The organism is Mesorhizobium sp. LSJC285A00 (assembly GCF_000503155.1).
In the GTDB taxonomy this organism is placed as follows: Bacteria; Pseudomonadota; Alphaproteobacteria; order Rhizobiales; family Rhizobiaceae; genus Mesorhizobium.
Genome location: NZ_AYVK01000077.1, coordinates 1 through 17989, shown reverse-complemented (window position 1 = coordinate 17989; position 17989 = coordinate 1). Strand labels below are relative to the sequence as shown.

Annotated in this window: 11 protein-coding genes and 5 pseudogenes; 14 read left to right on the top strand and 2 right to left on the bottom strand. The window is 58.2% G+C overall.

What is annotated here, in order from left to right:
* Positions 1-640: pseudogene (locus tag X726_RS00605) on the top strand (transposase); the annotation flags it as partial.
* A 132-nt stretch (positions 641-772) separates the two neighbouring features.
* Positions 773-1234: a hypothetical protein gene (locus X726_RS137795; protein WP_023673807.1), complete on the top strand. Its 462-nt coding sequence runs from the start codon at positions 773-775 to the stop codon at positions 1232-1234.
* A 47-nt stretch (positions 1235-1281) separates the two neighbouring features.
* Here X726_RS137795 and X726_RS137800 read toward each other — a convergent pair whose 3' ends face one another.
* Entirely contained in the window at positions 1282-2562 is a 1281-nt protein-coding gene (locus tag X726_RS137800) for an FAD-binding oxidoreductase (RefSeq protein ID WP_023673806.1), read from the bottom strand.
* Positions 2563-3623: 1061 nt separating this feature from the next.
* On the opposite strand from X726_RS137800, the pseudogene X726_RS0136930 reads away from it, so the two are divergent.
* The 11 genes and pseudogenes from X726_RS0136930 to X726_RS1000000170130 form a co-directional block, all read left to right on the top strand.
* Positions 3624-3818, top strand: a pseudogene (locus tag X726_RS0136930) (transposase); the annotation flags it as partial.
* Between the two features lie 623 nt (positions 3819-4441).
* Positions 4442-5407: pseudogene (locus tag X726_RS1000000172115) on the top strand (GMC family oxidoreductase); the annotation flags it as partial.
* Positions 5408-5474: 67 nt separating this feature from the next.
* Positions 5475-5822, top strand: a pseudogene (locus tag X726_RS1000000172110) (hypothetical protein); the annotation flags it as partial.
* Positions 5777-6082, top strand: a complete 306-nt coding sequence (locus X726_RS1000000172105) for a GMC oxidoreductase (RefSeq protein ID WP_348626791.1) — start codon at positions 5777-5779, stop codon at positions 6080-6082. The pseudogene X726_RS1000000172110 and the gene X726_RS1000000172105, both read left to right, overlap by 46 nt.
* 147 nt (positions 6083-6229) lie before the next feature.
* Complete coding sequence (locus X726_RS0136925) at positions 6230-7021, top strand: SDR family oxidoreductase (protein ID WP_031215622.1); 792 nt, start codon at positions 6230-6232, stop codon at positions 7019-7021.
* A gap of 1117 nt (positions 7022-8138) precedes the next feature.
* On the top strand, positions 8139-8960 hold the full coding sequence (locus tag X726_RS137820; protein WP_023673799.1) for a transporter substrate-binding domain-containing protein: 822 nt from the start codon (positions 8139-8141) through the stop codon (positions 8958-8960).
* A 78-nt stretch (positions 8961-9038) separates the two neighbouring features.
* Positions 9039-9710, top strand: a complete 672-nt coding sequence (ehuC, locus tag X726_RS0136920; RefSeq protein WP_031215620.1) for an ectoine/hydroxyectoine ABC transporter permease subunit EhuC — start codon at positions 9039-9041, stop codon at positions 9708-9710.
* Positions 9707-10375 carry an ectoine/hydroxyectoine ABC transporter permease subunit EhuD gene (ehuD, locus tag X726_RS137825; RefSeq protein ID WP_023673797.1) on the top strand — a complete coding sequence of 223 codons (669 nt, stop codon included), beginning with the start codon at positions 9707-9709 and terminating at the stop codon, positions 10373-10375. Before ehuC ends, ehuD begins: the two co-directional genes overlap by 4 nt.
* A gap of 106 nt (positions 10376-10481) precedes the next feature.
* Positions 10482-11258, top strand: coding sequence for an ectoine/hydroxyectoine ABC transporter ATP-binding protein EhuA (gene ehuA, locus X726_RS137830; RefSeq protein ID WP_031215619.1), 777 nt, complete (start codon positions 10482-10484; stop codon positions 11256-11258).
* Positions 11259-11464: 206 nt separating this feature from the next.
* The gene (locus tag X726_RS0136915; RefSeq protein ID WP_031215618.1) at positions 11465-12358 is read left to right on the top strand and encodes a polysaccharide deacetylase; all 894 of its coding nucleotides are present in this window, start codon (positions 11465-11467) and stop codon (positions 12356-12358) included.
* Positions 12359-12602: 244 nt separating this feature from the next.
* Positions 12603-13191, top strand: a pseudogene (locus X726_RS1000000170130) (ISAs1 family transposase).
* An 856-nt stretch (positions 13192-14047) separates the two neighbouring features.
* Here X726_RS1000000170130 and X726_RS1000000168305 read toward each other — a convergent pair.
* Entirely contained in the window at positions 14048-14380 is a 333-nt protein-coding gene (locus X726_RS1000000168305) for a hypothetical protein (protein WP_050588596.1), read from the bottom strand.
* A 567-nt stretch (positions 14381-14947) separates the two neighbouring features.
* Here X726_RS1000000168305 and X726_RS137835 point away from each other — a divergent pair.
* On the top strand, positions 14948-17422 hold the full coding sequence (locus X726_RS137835) for an FAD-dependent oxidoreductase (RefSeq protein WP_023673792.1): 2475 nt from the start codon (positions 14948-14950) through the stop codon (positions 17420-17422).
* Positions 17423-17989 lie beyond the last annotated feature (567 nt).

Sequence of the window (17989 nt, the reverse complement as noted above, 5' to 3'; positions counted from 1 at the left end):
AGGCGGTGCTGATCGCGGTCGGTATCGACTGGGACGGAAGGCGCCAGATCCTGGCCGTGGAGATGGCCAATCGCGAGAGCTCGTCGGCCTCAAGGCGCGCGGCCTCAAGGGCGTCGAGTTGGTTGTGTCCGACGATCACGCCGGCCTGGTGGCAGCGACCGGCGAGGTGATCCCCGAAGCCGCCTGGCAACGCTGCTACGTGCACTTCCTCAGGAACGCGCTCGATCATCTGCCGAGGAAGCACGGCGACGACTGCCTGCAGGAATTGCGCTGGCTCTACGACCGGCGCGATCTCGCAGAGGCCAGGGCTGATCTTGCCGCATGGCTTGCCAAATGGTCGGCACGCTATCCGCGCCTGACAGGCTGGGCCGAGGATGCCATCGAACAAACCCTGACCTTCTTCAGGCTGCCGAGACAGCACCACAAGCATCTCAAATCCACCAACATGCTGGAGCGGCTCAACGAGGAAATCCGCCGGCGCACCTATGTCGTGCGCATCTTCCCCAATACCGAAAGCTGCCTGCGCCTGGTCAGGGCGTTGGCCGTCGAGACCAATGAAAACTGGATGGAGGCCAACCGATACATCAACATGGACGACCTGCGCGAGCACAAGAAGCTCGCTCTGCGCCAAGCCGCATGACCAGCATCATGGCTGCCCCATTTTGCAGAACTTGACGCACACAACCAAAGCCGACGATGTGGGTAATCGAAAGCTTTGGCGGAGGCGTACGGACGCGCCGTTTGCCGGCCAGAGAGCTTCAGCGAGCTCGCGATGTGGCGCTCCGGCGAGTGCTCGGGCGAGCGATCGGTCGAGGGCACGAAACGAAGGTCAGACGGGAGCCGCGTTTTTCCGGCGACCCAGACTAAGAGCATTGAGGCACTCGAGCGCGCCCTCAGCGATACTTCCAGAGTCCTGGCCGACTGGCTGGCGCCCAAGTACCCGTTCTGGTTCTACATCTTCAAGCCAAAGACAGGGATCATCGACCTGAGCATTCAGCGTTGGACCAGCGCCTTCGGATCGTCGCTAGGCGAACCCGTGGGCATCGACGGAATCCCGGAAAGCTTCTGCTTCGATCAGTTGCCCGAGGACTTGGCGCATTGCGACGGCGGGAATTGCAATCTCGCTATTCCCGGGGTTGGAAGGCCTCCGCAGCGGCAAGCGCCAAGCTGGCGGGCACCCAAAATGATTCAGATGATGCGATGGCCGCTGCCCAATGGTGTGTCTGTGCCGTAAATGGCGACTGCCGAGATAGCGAGGCTTGTGCGCGCCCGCCACCGGCATCAGCGCGTCGGCGGCAGATGCGCGATCTGCGCGCCGAGCTCATAGTAGCCCTCTCTGATGGCCCTGAAGGGGGCGTTCTGCGCCGGGGATACGGGCAGGAACATCCCATCGAGCGGCAGCTCCCCGCTGATATGGCGGGCGAGCTCGCGACCGAACACCGTACCCGGCGCGACACCTCGTCCGTTGAAGCCCGTCAGCGCGACCATGTTTTCCGCTGGGATATGAAGGCGGGGCAGATGGTCGTTGGTCATGCCTATCCAACCGTACCACTCATGCTCCAGCTCGACCTCACCGATCTGCGGAAAGAGCGCCCGGATACGGCGCCGCGCCCAGTTGCGATGGATGGCGGTTCCGGTACCGCGGAGCGCGCCGACGCTGCCGAGGATGAGGCGGCCGGCATTGTCTGTGCGAAATGCGGTCAGCACGGCGCGGGTGTCCCACGCGCCGTGCCCCTCGGGCAGGATCGTGCGGCGAATGCTGGGGCTCAGCGGCGCAGTCGCGACATGGAAGACGGGCAGCACCACTTGCTCGCCGCGCAGCTCTGGAAGGATGCGCGACGTGTAGGTGTCGGTCGAAAGAACCGCCCACTTGGCCCGGACGCTTCCTCCTTGCGTGGCGAGCCGCCAGATGCCGTCCTCGCCTGCGATGTGCTCGACCGGGCTCGCCGTGCAGACGGTCGCCCCAGCGGAAATAGCCGCGCCAGCGAGGCCGCGCACATAGGCGAGCGGCTGGATTGTCCCTGCACGAAGGTCGAGGAGACCTGCGGCGAAGGCCGAGGTGCCTGTCTTGGCACGTGTCTCGCCGGCATCGAGGATGTGCACCGGAGCGTCGAGCGCCTGCCACTGCCGGCCTCGCTCTGTGATTTCGGCGACGCCCTTCTTATCGGCTCCGCAGTGGATCGTGCCGACCCGCTTCAACTCGCACGGCAAGTTGTGGTTGTCGACGATCTCGAAGACGGTGCGTGGGGAATTGCGCAGCAAATCAAGCAACCGACCGCCATAGATAGGACCAAGCGTCTCCTTGAGCGCCGAGGGCATCACCCAGAGGCCCGCATTCACCAACCCGGTGCTCCGCCCGGCAGCGCCAAAACCAATCTCGGCTGCCTCGATCACGACAGCGTTCAGGCCCCGTTCGGCAAGGTGCAGCGCAGTGGACAACCCGGTGTAGCCGGCACCGACGATCGCGACGTCGGCCACGAGGTCGCCTGCCAGCTTCTCCGTTTCAGGCGGCGGCGGAGCTGTGCGCTCCCAAAGTCCATGCGACCGTCGATCGTTCAGCATTCTCTTCGCTCCCACCCTCATCTTCAAAGTCGCCTGCCCCAGGAGCAACGCGCAACGGGCTCTCGACGGTTGGCCATTTCACGGCCCAAAGGGCCAGTACCTATTTTGCAAGCCGTTTACAAAACGGCGGTACCGATCTGATGTGGGATCGACGAACACTTGGCGGGCGTACCTTCTGTACTCATGGGCGGTCGTGATGCCAGCAATATCATACGTCGCACGCAGCCGGATACATTGCGGATCAGCGCATAGAGATTGTCTGTACCGACGCGGGTTGCCTCAATTCCCGCCGCGGCAAGATACTCGTACTGAGTTGGATCAGGCGACAGGACAATTGGATGAAGCCCAAGACGCTGGGCCGCTTGATAGCGGCATCAGTACTTATGCCTTCACCCAGGATGAGCGCTCTCTTTGCATAGTGACCTCCGCTTGCGCTTCGCGTAAATCGGCATCAGCCGCTTTCAGGTGCCTGACCTCCGACCTCGGGTTGAACGTAGCATCTTCCGGGATTTGCGGTTGCGAACATTCTGTGAATTTTTTTGAACTGCCCATTCGGGTCCTCCGACGATGCGTGGGTGGGGTCGATTGCATGGCCTGGAGTAGTAGCCATGGTGTCCTCGCCAGGACGGCGGCGAACCACCTTGCTACGCAGCCCTTGGCGTGTGCATGAGCCGCCAGGCTGGCGCAAGGGGTTTTCCTCCGTCCCTGGTCGTCATCCATCTTTGACCAGCAAGCGGACGATTCTCTGGCGGTCGCTGATTTCCAAAGTCTCTGCCGATTGGCCCAGTCGCAGGAGGAAATCAGTCAATGTCTATCGCAGGAATGACCTGCGGTCGGCGGCCTGATCGCGGATCGCCTGCAACTCGGCTCGCAGTCCCTGTTTGCGGCCCGCGCGAAGCCGTGAAGGCGCGTCTTTATCTGGCCTCGTCGGGGCGCGTCGCGATGGCTGCCGAAAAGACTTCTTACCCCTTTTTTTGGTGCAGAAGTAATTCTGTCGCTTGCGTGAGGAGGGCCTATGCGAGCATAAGCAACAGCCTCGTTATGGCGGCGCGCGAGGCTGAGGTCGGGAAGCAAGTCCGACGGGCGGCGTGATCGATAGCCAATCGGTCAAGACCACGGAAAGCGGTGGAATCCGGCTGGACGCGGGAAAGAAGATCAACGGGCGCAAAAATCACATCGTTGTCGACACCATCGGCCTGATGGTCGGTCTCGTCGTCCACGCCGCCGATATCCAGAACCGGGACGGCGCACCGGCTGCAGCGGCGACGCTGGGAGGCGTGCCCCTTTGCGATCAACCTGTTATTCTTGCTGATTCTCGACCGCTCGCCAACTACTGACGTGCGGTGTGGATTCCTGCGTTACGAGGAGGCACTCTCCTGAAGTAACCTATTACACCTGCTACCCCTGTCGGGGCATACAGATGGAAGCGAGGATTGTCTTTGTTATTCAGCTACATCGTTATAGGTGGTGGCTCATCTGGATGCGTCATGGCGAACAGGTTATCGGCCAATGGCAGTCACGTCCTGCTCATAGAGGCTGGTCCTGACTTTCCCCCGCACGCTATTCCTGATGATATACTCCATGGGAACCCCACGCGTGCTTACTATAATCAACGGTACCAGTGGCCGTCGCTTACCGCAGCCGTTGCGCGAGATAGCGAGCAACGTGTTCACTATGAGCAAGCACGTGTCATCGGAGGAGGCTCCAGCATCAATGCTCAGGTCGCCAACCGGGGCGGCCCTGCCGATTATGATGAGTGGGCGTCCACCGGGGCAACGGGTTGGGGTTGGGAAGGCGTCCTCCCACATTTCCGCCGGCTTGAATGCGATATGGATTTTCGCGATCGCTTCCACGGCAATAGCGGGCCGCTGCCGATTATGATGAGTGGGCGTCCACCGGGGCAACGGGTTGGGGTTGGGAAGGCGTCCTCCCATATTTCCGCCGGCTTGAATGCGATATGGATTTTCGCGATCGCTTCCACGGCAATAGCGGGCCGCTGCCGATTAGCCGTGCCGATAAGGGAGAGTGGTCAGGATTCGTCAACGCGGTGTCGTCGGCTTTCGAAGATGAAAATATACCCTTCCGGCCAGACTTCAACGGTGAGTTCCGCGACGGCCACTCAGTTGTTCCCCTCACAAACCTCAACCGTCGCCGCGTATCGGCTGCGATGGCCTATTTGCCAGAGAGTGTACGGGGTCGACCCAACCTAAAAATATTGTCTGGGACGACGGTCCTGAAGCTAATCTGCTCGGGTCGCCAGGTGACGGGCGTTGATACGGGTAGCAAAACTGGACAAACATCCTACAGCGCTAAAACGGTGATCCTATGTGCCGGCGCGATACATTCCCCAGCGATTCTGCTGCGGTCTGGGATCGGCTCGGGTAAAGCTTTATCAGAGCTCGGAATTCAAGTTGTCGTAGACCTTGAAGGGGTCGGAAAAAATCTTCAGGAGCACGCCGGGGTCGCCATATCGGCATACTTGAAACCGAAGGATAGGATGCTGCCGACCGCGACAGGATATATCCAGATGCATGCTCGATATTCTTCCGGTCACGACGGTTGCCCTCCCACCGATATGGCCGTCTCGGTTCTGGCAAAGTCTGCTTGGCATCCCGTTGGCAAACGTCTAGGGACGCTCAATTTTTGGGTTAATCGCGTCTACTCGACAGGAACTGTCTCGCTCGTAAGTCCTTCTCATCTGGCTGAGCCAGAGGTGAACTTTGACATGTTGAGCGACGAACGCGACGCGGAGCGGTTGAAAAGCGCGTTTCGATTCATTGCGAGGCTGATCNTCTGCTTGGCATCCCGTTGGCAAACGTCTAGGGACGCTCAATTTTTGGGTTAATCGCGTCTACTCGACAGGACTTGTTTCGCTCGTAAGTCCCTCTCATCTCGCTGAGCCAGAGGTTAACTTTGACATGTTGAGCGACGAACGCGACGCGGAGCGGTTGAAAAGCGCGTTTCGATTCATTGCGAGGCTGATCAATCATAAGGCTCTTGTGAACACTGCGCTCGACCCTTTTCCCTCTACGTGGACGGGACGAGCAAAGCGAATAGGTAAGTACAATCGTTTGAACTACGGTCTGACTTCCTTTCTCGCAGCGCTTATGGACAGTTCCGCGTCACTTCGTCGAGGCCTTATCAGATTCGCAATCACAGATGGCCGCAGCATCTCAGACCTTCTAACCAATGACGAGCNCTTCGTCGAGGCCTTATCAGATTCGCAATCACAGATGGCCGCAGCATCTCAGACCTTCTAACCAATGACGAGCTCCTCGATCGCTTTGTAAGACAAAATGTTTTCGGGAACTTTCATCCAACGTCAACGTGCAGAATGGGATCTGCTCAGGATCCCACCAGCGTGACGGATCCGTCAGGCCGGGTTCATGGAATTTCGGGTTTAAGAGTAGCCGATGCGTCGGTGATGCCATTCTGCCCGCGAGCAAATACGAACATCCCTACGATTATGGTGGCCGAGAAGATGTCTGATGCCTTAATGCATGACCGGGAGCAGCAATAGAAGTGTCGGTTGTCGGGCAAAGATGGCCGGATTGCGCTGCTAGTTCGCGCAAAATATGACAACAACCCGTGGTGATCAGCGGCCCGCTCGTTTAAGGAGCATCTCGCATTCCGCGAATAACAACCGCCAACGGGAGAGGGGCATCAAATGCCTAGAGTTATCCGAAAGGTTCTTGTTACTGCTGCCAGCAAAGGTTTGGGTTTCGCAATTGCAAGAAGACTAGCAGAAGACGGGGCACATGTGGTTATTTGTGGCCGAAATCGACGTGAATTGGATGAAGCTGTTGATGCCCTGCGGGAAACGTCAACATGCGAAGTTGCTCATGGTGTCGTGGCCGATCTAGCAAAACGATCCGACGTTGACATATTGTTTAATCGTACACTCGACCTCTTGGGAAGTGTTGATTGCCTTGTCGTGAATTCTGGCCACGCGCCATACGGAACTATCGAGACTTTTAGTGACAAAGAATGGGACGAGTCATACGAGATGTTGCTACTGAGTGCAGTGCGGTTGTCGCGAGCCGCAGCCAAAGTGATGAAAGCGTCGGATCGTGGTGGGGATATCATCTATGTCACGTCGGCGGGTATTCACGAAGCAACCGACCACCGGGTTGCGTCAAACGTCATGCGCGCAGGGATAGCAGTAGTGGCCAAGCACCTTGCTGATACTCTTGCGGACAGTGGCGTTCGCGTGAATGTTGTAGCGCCAGGCTATTTTGACACCGGCAGGGTGCGCAAGAGAATTGAGGACCTGATGGTCGAGGAGGGACTTGACCGACAGTCCGCAACTAAACGGGTTGCGACGCCTAATCCGCTGGGACGAATTGGAACGGCCAATGAGCTTGCGGAACTGGTCGCATTCATTGTGGGCGATCGCGCGAGATACCTGAACGGAACTACAATAACAATGGACGGGGGAAGTGGCCGGCTTGTTTCGTAATCTGCTGGCTGTCGCGGAAGCGTGCATTTGACAGCCCGTTGATTGCGGCTGTCGCGGGATCTAAAGAAGTGGAGTTCGCAAAGCGCTCTTGATGCTCGGGCGGCGCGCGCCCAGAGGGGTCGAGGGAGACGCAGAATTCTGGCAGTTCGTGCACATCAACGATGCGTCCTGCTCGGCTTCACGCCGGCATTTTTACGAAGCGGGCCTGTATTCCGATCAATTGCCTTCTAGTGTCGAGCCGGCCCCGCTTAGAGATCGCAACCTGCGTGCCGCGACCACCATCCGAGATGCTTCTTCGCAAAGTAGCCCCTCATTTCCGAAGCCGGGTGCGATCCTGCGGGCAGCGCGACGTTGATGTAGCGTGACATGATGCTGTCTGGCGGTAGCCGCTTGCCACCCGCCGCACACGCAGCCTGCCAATTGATGCCTTGACCCGACGTGACGACCTGACGACGTTGGCAGACGTGGTGATAGATCAGCGTGCGGATCTGGCCGAGCCTCTTCCTTCACACAAGCGCCTTCAGCCCAGGGTAAAGCATGAGCTGTTGCCGGCGGCGAGGTCGGTCTCGAGCTGGGCAATGACTGCCCGACAACCCAAACGGCGGCCTCCCTGATAGCCGTTGCCTTCTCCTTGGTCGGATCTAACGGCGCAGTCTCCCTGAACGCTCGTCCGCTGCGCACCTTTATCCCAGCGGCTTGCTGGCAGGAGGCGAGCGCTGCTGGAACGAGGCAGGACAGCCCACGCCATGCGGCGAGCCTATCAGGCTGCCACGACTGGAATACGGCCTGCGGGCCTCCGATACGTGACACCCCATTGACCGACTTAAGGGGAGAGTATGGTTGGGAGCTTCCAACGGAATGGCACAGTGGGCGTGGTTAGCTCGGAATCGCCGGATTCCTGCGCCTGCGGACCAAATTCGCCCGAAATGCTGCGCCTTAACTGGTATTGTATCGCCATAAAACAGGAAACCACACATCGTAATTGACGTAAAAGAATGTTTGAAGGGTGTGTCACCTGATTTGGCGGAACAGCCCGAAACACAAGGAGGAACTTATGAACAAGCGCCAACACCTTACAAGCCGAACCGATCCCCTGAGACGTAGAGTTCTAAGGGGAATGGCCGCACTCGGCATCACGGCGGTAGCAATGGCCTCGCTGGTTGGCTCCGCCTCCGCGGGCTCGTTGCTCGACAGGATTAAGAATGGCGGACCGGTCCGTATCGGCTTCTCCACTGACACGGCCTGGTCGTTCAAGGGAGATAGCAACGAGATGCTAGGCATCGGCAACGTCTTGGTGATGGAGCTCTTGAAGAAGCTGGGAGCAACAAAGTTCGAACCTGTGGACATGGAGTGGGGATCACTTATCCCTGCCATGCAAGGAGGCCGCATCGATGTGATCACCAGTGCGATGTTCGTGCTGCCTCAGCGCTGCCGCAACGTGGCATTCACGGATCCGTTCGGGACGGTGTACGGCGGTCTTGTGGTGCCCAAAGGCAACCCCAAAGGGGTGCATTCCTTGCCAGACATTCGTGACAAGGGGCTGACATTCGTTACTGGTGCCGGATATGCCGACGTGAAACGGGCGCAACAGACCGGCATCCCAGACGATAAGATCATGCAGGTTGCCGGCTATGTCGAAATAGCCCAGGCAGTCAAATCTGGTCGAGCCGATGCCGGGGGTGGTGAATATCTGGGCATTAAGGGCGCAATCCGCAACGACGATTCACTCGAGCTCGCTAACCCGTTCAAACCAAACTACAAACCTGGCTATCCCGCCTTCGCATTTCCAAAAGGCGAGGAGGATACGGTCGACGCAGTCAACGCGCTGTTGAAAGATTATATCGGCTCTGCTGAGATGATGTCATTGGTTGGCAAGTATGGATACGACAAGTCGCTTTTGCCGGACGGGAGCAAGACCGCCGATCTCTGCAAATCGTAAGGCTCAGTATCACGGTTCTTCCCCGCTCCTGATGCGTTTCCCCGGCCTCGGCCGGGGAATGTCAAATAGGATAGAAACATGAACGAATTCCCTCTCACCTTCAGCGTGTTGGCGCTCGCCTACGGCCTCCTGATTACCATTATTGTTACCATAGGGGCTTCTCTGGTAGCAGTAGCGCTCGGAGTTATCGCAGGTTTAATTCGGGTCTCCTCCCTTTGGCCGATGCGATGGTTAGCCGTTGCCTATATCGAGTTCTTTCGCGGGACTTCGCTGCTTGTTCAGGTCTACTTGTTGTTCTTTGTGCTTCCATTCTTTGGCGTCGCCCTGTCCCCGTGGGCAGTTGCTATCTTCGGCATTGGGATGAACTATTCCGCCTATCTCGCCGAGGTGGTGCGCGCCGCAATCCAGGCTGTCGACCGCGGCCAGTATGAAGCGAGTATCGCCCTCAACTTCCCGCGGCTCACCATGATGCGCCGCATCGTGGTACCGCAGGCGATCCGAAGCATGCTGCCGCCGTCGGGCAACCTGCTGATCGAGCTGCTTAAGTCGACCTCGCTTGTATTTTTCATCACCATCACCGAGTTCACCACCGCGTCGAAGCTGGCAGCAGACGCCACCGGCAACTATCTGCTGTTCTTCGCGGTGGCGCTGTTTGGCTACTACTTCCTCGCGCGTGCCTTGATCACTCCTCTGGTGCGAGGGTTGGAGCGCCGGCTCTCAAGTGGCTTCGTGCGGGAGGCGCTGGCATGAGCATTTGGGATTGGTCTTACGTCTGGGAAGCGTGGCCGTACCTTTATCGCGGCGCGATCGTTACGATTCAGGCCACGGTGCTCAGCTTCGCGATCGCGGTGGTGCTGGGCCTCATCGTCGCACTGATCCGTCAGTCGCCGAACCGCTATGTTTCCACCGCTATGACGGAGCTCGTGGAGTTCATCCGCTCCACGCCTCTGCTGCTGCAGGTGTTCTTCGTCTATTTCGTCGGACCGCAATTCGGGATCCTCATCTCAGCCTGGACGGCCGGCATCGGCATGCTCGGCATCCACTACGCCGCCTATTGCTCAGAGGTGTTTCGGGCCGGCATCCTGGCGGTTGAAGAAGGCCAGTGGGAGGCCTGCACGGCGCTCAATCTGGCGCGAACGCGAACCTGGCGCACCATCATTCTGCCGCAGGCGATTCCTCCCATCGTGCCTGCCTTGGGCAACTACTTTGTCGGCATGTTCAAGGAAACGCCTATCCTGGCGGCCATCGCGATCCTGGAGATGTTGCAGCAGGCAAAGATTTTCGGCGCCAATAACTACCGCTACACCGAGGCCATCGTCATGGTCGGCTTCTTCTTTCTCGTGTTCAGCCTAGTCGCTTCCGCAATTGTCCAGTCGGTGAGCATCTGGCTCAACCGCCGCTATCGGCTGCAATAGGAGGTACGTCATGCACGAACCCAGGATCCGCATTGAGAACGCCGCAAAAAATCATGGGGGACTGACCGTGCTGGACAAAGCAGACATCGCGTGCAACGAGAAAGTCATGAACGAACCCATGGTCCGCTTCGAAAACGTTACAAAACGCTATGGCTCGCTAACCGTGCTCGACGAGCTCAATCTCGACATTGCCCGTAACGAGAAGGTTTGCATCATCGGGCCTTCGGGCTCTGGAAAGACCACAGTCCTGCGCATGCTCATGACGCTGGAAAAAATCCAAGGTGGAGTGATTTGGGTCGATGGAGAGCCGCTGACGCATATGCAGAAGAATGGCCAGGTGGTCCCTGCGAGTGACCGGCATCTCAGGCGTGTACGCAGCAAGATCGGCATGGTCTTTCAGCACTTCAATCTCTTTCCCCACATGACGGCGCTGCAAAACTGCATGGAGGCTCCGGTTTCTGTGCTCGGTCTGCCGAAGAAGGAAGCGGAGGCGCGGGCCGCCGAACTGCTCGACATGGTGGGGCTCGGCGACAAAAGGAATCACTTTCCAATCCAACTTTCCGGCGGACAGAAGCAGCGCGTGGCGATCGCCCGTGCGCTTGCCATGCGGCCCAAGGTGATGCTGTTTGACGAGGTGACTTCGGCGCTCGACCCAGAGCTGATCGGGGAGGTGCTCAACGTCATCCGCAAGCTCGGCGCCGAGTATGACCTCACCATGCTGATGGTCACGCACCAGATGGGCTTCGCCAAGGAGTTTTCCGACCGCGTCTGTTTCTTCTACGGCGGCAAGATCGTCGAGCAAGGCCCGCCCGACCAGCTCTTGGGCAACCCGCAGAACGAGCGGACTCGTCAGTTCCTCAGTGCCGTGCTGGAGGCGAGATAGGTAGCGCCGCCTTCCCTCCGTGATCGCCGGGGTTGGTCAGCAAACACGGACATCAGCGAAAGCGAGTTACGCTGGCACTGTGAGTACTGCCATCTCATCTGTTGGGGCCATCGACCTTGGGCTAACCCGCGCCACTCGCCGTTGGTTCACCAATCTCGACTTCTTTCGCGGGAGTCGGTGTAAATACTACTCAGGAGCAGCTAAAAGTGCCCGATTCCACTGAACTGAGCCCCTGGGAGTGGCCTGAAAGCCATTGGCGCGGGCGCGTCAACAAAGTCAGAGCGGGCAAGGCACTGACGCCAAAGTGGCCCGACGGCAATCGTTGCGCCTTCGCCATCTCGTTCGACGTCGATCACGAGTCGAACGAATTGCGCAGGGGAGGGCGGTCCTTGGGTAGATTGTCATGGGGCCAGTATGGGAACCGACGGGGGATGCCTCGGATTTTGGAGGTCCTCAGACGATTCGACGTTCCCGCGAGCTTCTTCGTTCCCGCGGTAATTGCTCAACTTTATCCAGACGAGCAACGCGCCATTGTCAGCGACGGCCATGAAATCGGAATGCACGGCTGGATACATGAGCTGAACTCCGAACTCAGCGTTGAGAGCGAGCGTTCTTTGATGATGAGGAGCGCCGACGTTCTTGAAAAAATCACTTCAAAACGCCCGACCGGCATCCGAACTCCATCATGGGACTATTCGGACGCGACGCTCCAGATCATACGCGAAATGCGAATGACCTACGACACATCCCTTATGGCAGATGATAGTTGCTATGAGCTGCTGGAGGACGGGGAGCCAACAGGAATCATTGAGATACCTGTAGAATGGATCCGCGACGATGCGACTTATCTCTGGATGAGTCCGGATGGGTCGTTGCGGCCAGATTTATCGCTCGATGACGTACTGTCTGTATTCGTACAGGAGTTTGAAGGGGCGTACCAAGACGCCGAGTTATTCCAGCTAACCCTGCATCCACACGTGGTGGGATATCGCTCAAGGATTTGGATCGTAGAAGAACTCATCCGATGCGCTAAAGCAAAGGGCGACGTTTGGTTCGCCACACATCACCAGGTCGCGGAGCGTGCCGCCTCATGCCTCTGAACACACGCCACCGTAGAATTCCCTTTCCAACAGGTAAAGAGTAGATCACGGGAGTAATACCTCCGATTGCTCGGCAATGGCAACCCTGAATGCCGCTGCCAAGGCATCGGGTGATGAGTTAACGCGTGACAAGGCGGTTGAGAGCTGAATCTGTCGAGATCATTTGATTCTGCGAGGGATGATCTCGATGGACGATGTGGCTTGCGATGCCGGTGCATTATCGGAACGGTTGTTTTTCTGAGTCATTTCGAGGATCTGCCAAGATGGTCGGCAGAGTGCGAAGGTAAGGTATCCGCTGGAGGAGGTGCTGCTGCTATGTCTTGTGGCGGTGATCGCCGGGGCGGAAGCCATCACCGACATCGCCCGCTTTGCTGACAAGAAGCTTGATCTCTTGCGCCGGTTTCGTCCCTTTCGTGAAGGCGTGCCAGCGCATGATCATCAGGGCGATATCCTCGCCAGCCTCGATGCCGAACACTTCCAGCGCTGTTTTGTGGCGTGGGTAGCGTCACTGACGGGCGCGTACCCGTGAGGCTGGCGGCAAGATCGAACGCGAGACGCGCTTCTACATTACTTCGCTGGTTCTCATTGCTAGCCTGACCGGACCACTCATCCGCGACCATTGGGCCGTCGAGAACAGCCTCCATTGGGTGCTGGATATGGTCTTCCGCGATGACGAGTGCCGCCTGCGAACCGACCATGCTCCAGCAAACTTCACCACCATAAAACATATGGCTCTCAATCTCATACGAGGAGCGCCTGGAAAGGATTCCTTGCGATTGAAACGAAAGTTGCTGCATGGGACGATTAATTCCTCGCAAGCTTACGATAATTAACTCACCTGTATGGGGCGATGATTGTCAAGCTTGATCCTGCTTCATTCCCTATCCCTCCTTGTTCGGCCGGTTGGCGACCATCTCCTCGTCCCGACCTGAGGTTTCGCGCTGGCCGCCGCGCGCAGTGACGGTCAAGGATGGGAGGGGCCCATCCGGCCCCATCGCGAAGCGACTTGTCCTTGACGGTCACGAGCACGGCGGCAGGCTTTGCCGGGTCGGGTGAGCTCTCCGTTTCCGGCGGGGGGTCAAAAGCCGACGACAGATGTCCGAGGCGAGCTCGCCCTGAGCCAGGCGCGAAGGGTCGCGCGGCAGACTTGTATGCGGTAGATCTCCAGTGGATCTGACCATGATGCAGCCATGCGCATCGGTGGCGAAGCTCCGGGGCGGCGGGCCCATTCTCGATTGCGGCTCAAAGACCATGTGAGTTCTCGGGTTGCCGCCACCTCGGATCGTCATCGGCAGACCCTGCTGCGGGCCCGCCAATTGGGTAGTGCCTTGTTCTCCTCTGCCCACGTGCGCTCATTACGCCGCACCCAGATTGACGCCTTGCGGCACCTCGCCGGTGGCGTCCCCTCCGCCGTGCGGATGGCCTGGAGCCTGTCCGCCGCCTGGCGCAGGTCAGCCGCAAGCTGCGGATGCCGAAGCGGGTGAGGATCGCCTTGATGCGATTGACGAGCCGCGTCTTCTCACCGACCAGGATCTCCCGCTCGCGCCTCGGCCGCCGCGCGTCCTCCTCCTCATTCGTCGGGATCGCCGCCATGGTGCAATGGCGCTTCTCGCCGCGCAGCCAGCCGAGAAAGGCGCGCATCAACAGCTCGGTGTCGAGCCGATCGGTCTTGGCGCGGCGGTGCTCGCGCTACACTGCAACGCTGGCGGGATGGATGGCGTAAGCCTCGATATCGTGCGCCCGCAGCCAGCGCACCAACCAGAAGCCGTCGCCGGCTGCCTCATAGGCGACGGCGATGCGCTTGATCGGGTGCCCGGCCCGGCCGGCTTCGTCGCGCCAGCGCTGCAACAGCTTCAACAGCGCCGGCGCATCGACATCGAGCTTCTTGAGGGGCTGGCGCTTGAGGCCTGGAACAAGCGCGGCGACCAGCCACTTGGCCTTGCTCATTTCGATGACGGCGATGATCGTGTTATCCTGTTCGAGAGCGGCAAGGGACCGGCTCGCGTCAAAAGATTGCGACATGGGGGCGCCTCCTTCATGGATGGTGTTTTTGAAGTGCCGAAGGATGTCACACCCTTGCCGCTCGCCCCATAGCATCTCGATTCCCCTGATGTCGCTGCCAAAATGATGACGCCCGGCCAAGCGATGCGCGCTGGCCCACGCCTCGATCGATATGGGATGGCCACCCAACAAGCGAGCTGACGCCTTTCCCCCTAAACGCAACCGATGTGGTATTCGAGGTGCGCGCGCCTGGGCTTCGGGCGGTTCAGGGTCACGCCACAGGAGGCAGGGCAAACGGTGAAATACCCGCCAGCCGCCTTCTTGATCGTCGCACAATTTGCAACTAGCCACGTGCAGTAATGGAGTGCACAGCTTCGGCGACGATGCGGTTAATTATGCAGAATAACCTCGCCTGCCGTCCCAAGTAGCACGATCTAGGCGGGCTTCGTCCGGTAAGCTGTCGCACAAAAGAATTGTGGGGCCAAAAGAATTGTGGGGCCACCGGTGCGGCAGCAACCCACGGAGCCCCAATCTGCCTGAACGATCGAAATACCTTGGCGCGACCGCCTCAATATAACAAGGACGCATATGATCACCACCTCGCCCATTCGCCCTCGTGAACTATCCATTCGCCATCATGAGGTCCTCATCATTGGTGGAGGGATTGCTGGGTCCAGTCTCGCCTTTCACCTTGCAAAAAACGGCAAGAAAGATGTTGCGGTATTGGAGCGCCACACTCTCACCTCCGGCACAACGTGGCACGCCGCCGGTCTGATCACGCAGACGCGCAGCACGCATACGATGACCGAGATGGCGAAATACACTGCGGAGCTTTACTCCTCGCTCGAGGCGGAGACGGGGCAAGCGACGGGCTTCAAGCGGAACGGCACGCTTGGGGTGGCCAGAACCAAAGAGCGGCTTTGTGAAACTGTGCGCACTGCATCAATTGCCAAGAGTTGCGGACTTGAGGCCCATATGATTTCGCCGAGCGAGGCGAAGAGACTCTATCCAGCACTCAACGAGTCCATCATTGAAGGTGCAGTGTTTATTCCTGGCGATGGCCAAACCAATCCGGTCGACACATGCATGGCTTTGGCGATGGGAGCCAAGCAAAAGGGTGTGAAGATCTTCGAGAATTCCGAAGTCCAAGACCTCTGGCGAACTCCAGATGGCTATTATCAGGTCCGAACCGGCGAAGGTGTCATAGAAGCTGAAGTTCTCGTGCTTGCGTGCGGGCTGTGGACTCGCGATCTTGCGTTCAAGTTGAGTGCGCGCATTCCCCTGTATGCGGCAGAGCATTTCTATATTTTCACCGAACCCATGGATTTTGTGACGCCGACCTTGCCTGTGCTGCGCGATACCGATGGCTATGTTTACCTGAAGGAAGACGCGGGGAAGTTGCTCGTTGGTGCGCTCGAGCCTTGGGGGAAACCGCTTCCGATGGAAAAGCTCCCGAAAGACACCCCTTTCATAGAGCTTCCGGAAGACTGGAACCAGTTCGAGTTGCCAATGACCAAGGCCATAGAGATTGTTCCTGAGCTCGCGAATACCGGTATTGCCAAGTTCTTCAATGGTCCGGAGAGTTTCACGCCCGACCTTATGTTTATGATTGGGGAAGTCCCTGGGATGAAAAACCTGTTCATCTCAGCCGGGTACAATTCTGGGGGCATTGAGGCCGCCGCTGGAACAGGGCGAGCCCTGGCGGAATGGATCATCGCTGGCCAGCCCCAGATGGATGTCACTTCCGTCGATGTCGCGCGGTTTCATCCCTTCCAGATCAACAAGCGATATTTGCACGATCGCACAGCCGAAGTGATGGGCCTCCATTACAAGATACACTGGCCGGCCTACCAGCCCGTGACGTCCCGAGGTGTTCGCAAAAGCCCGCTTCACGATCGCTGGGCGAGGCTCGGTGCCAGCTTTGGCGAAGGCATGGGCTGGGAACGTCCCAATTGGTTCGCAGGCGAAGGAGAGTCGACGGAAAACGTCTATTCCTATGACGAGCCGAACTGGTTCAAATATACCAGTGAGGAGTGCAAGGCCGCCCGTAACGCAGCCATCCTGGTAGACCAAAGCTCATTCGGCAAGCATCTGGTGCAGGGCCGCGATGCATGTCGCTTCCTGCAATGGCTTTGCGCCGGCAATGTAGATGTACCGGTAGGGAAGCTGGTCTATACCCACATGCTCAACGAAAAAGGCGGGATCGAAACAGACATCACGGTAAACCGCTTGTCGAAAACAGAGTTCCTCATCATTTCATCGTCTACTGTCCATCCGCGAGATAGAGCCTGGATTACGCGGCACATTACAGAGGAATGGAATGTCACACTAACTGACGTCACCTCGGCCTATGCAGTTTTGTCATTGCAAGGCCCGAAATCTCGCAAGGTCCTGTCCCAAGTGACCGACGCAGATCTTGGAAATGCTGCATTTCCATTTGCTACCAGTCAGGAAATCGATATCGGCTATGCTCGCGTTATAGCCAACAGGCTGACGTTCATCGGAGAGCTTGGCTGGGAACTTCATATTCCAACCGAGATGGCCCAGCACGTCTTCGATGTCATTTGGGAGGCGGGGCAAGCCTACGGACTAAAGCCTGCTGGATACCATGCGTTAGAATATTTGCGATGCGAGCGCGCTTATCGAGAATACCAGCTCGATCTTACGCCACTTGATACGTTGCTTGAGGCGGGCCTAGGATTTACGATCGATTGGAACAAGGGCGGAGGTTTTATCGGGAAAGCGGCGGTACTTTCCCAGAAAAATTCAGGTCCGCTAGAAAAGCGGTTAGTGTCGTTCAAGCTTCGCGATCCAAATCCCGTTCTTTTCCACGAAGAACCTATTCGACGCAACGGCGAGATTGTTGGGTATATTTCCTCTGGAGCAAAGAGCTTCACTCTGGGCCCGTCAGTGGGAATGGGGTATGTGAACCACCCCACAGGGGTCACGAAGGAGCTGATTGAAAGCAGTCGGTGGGAAATCGAAATTGCTGGCAAACTCTACGAAGCCGACGCGTCGCTCCGGGCGTTCTTCGATCCAAATGGAGAAAGGCTTGGCCGATAGGTTTGTAGCTTGTGCCGAGCGGGCGAGAAAGTTTGTGTCTGGCGAAAACAGGATATTGGTCTCACGCGCGGATGTCGTGAGACCAGGTAGCTGGGGGCTTTGCTGCACGCGAAGTGCCGGGTGACCTCGCGCCGGCACAGTTGCGTGACTTGGCGCGGACAGCGGTTTCCCGGGGCCGCCGCCCCTGTAGGGCGGCTGTAACGGATACGACCCAGGCATGGCGAGCGCTGCGCTCGATGGGCTCGTGGCATGACGACCTCACCATTTGGGACCAGACCACCGGGTTTCCGCGTCACCAGAGCCTTATGCAGCAGAGCTTGACCGCTACGTGATCGCCTCCTGCTGGGTCGAACATGGTCGCTCGTAATGTGTCGTCGGACAGCCTCGTCAAAGCGGTCCTCGGTGTTGCGCCCAATCTCTCTTGATAATTAGCGGCGGAATTTTCTGATCAGGACAAGGCCCGATCAGTGTTTCATCTACCGAGCAGTGATCTTGACCTGAGACCCTGAAGCTCCTCCAGTTTTTGGTAGAGTCTGTCCCACTCAAGGAGACGGACGAATGAAGCGT

What these genes read in the sequence shown, in the direction of transcription:
- X726_RS137800 (WP_023673806.1), bottom strand. Translation starts at nt 2,562, where the DNA reads ATGCTGAACGATCGACGGTCGCATGGACTTTGGGAGCGCACAGCTCCG.
- X726_RS137795 (WP_023673807.1), top strand. Translation starts at nt 773, where the DNA reads ATGTGGCGCTCCGGCGAGTGCTCGGGCGAGCGATCGGTCGAGGGCACG.
- ehuD (WP_023673797.1), top strand. Translation starts at nt 9,707, where the DNA reads ATGAGCATTTGGGATTGGTCTTACGTCTGGGAAGCGTGGCCGTACCTT.
- ehuA (WP_031215619.1), top strand. Translation starts at nt 10,482, where the DNA reads ATGAACGAACCCATGGTCCGCTTCGAAAACGTTACAAAACGCTATGGC.
- X726_RS137820 (WP_023673799.1), top strand. Translation starts at nt 8,139, where the DNA reads ATGGCCGCACTCGGCATCACGGCGGTAGCAATGGCCTCGCTGGTTGGC.
- ehuC (WP_031215620.1), top strand. Translation starts at nt 9,039, where the DNA reads ATGAACGAATTCCCTCTCACCTTCAGCGTGTTGGCGCTCGCCTACGGC.
- X726_RS137835 (WP_023673792.1), top strand. Translation starts at nt 14,948, where the DNA reads ATGATCACCACCTCGCCCATTCGCCCTCGTGAACTATCCATTCGCCAT.
- X726_RS1000000168305 (WP_050588596.1), bottom strand. Translation starts at nt 14,380, where the DNA reads ATGTCGCAATCTTTTGACGCGAGCCGGTCCCTTGCCGCTCTCGAACAG.
- X726_RS0136925 (WP_031215622.1), top strand. Translation starts at nt 6,230, where the DNA reads ATGCCTAGAGTTATCCGAAAGGTTCTTGTTACTGCTGCCAGCAAAGGT.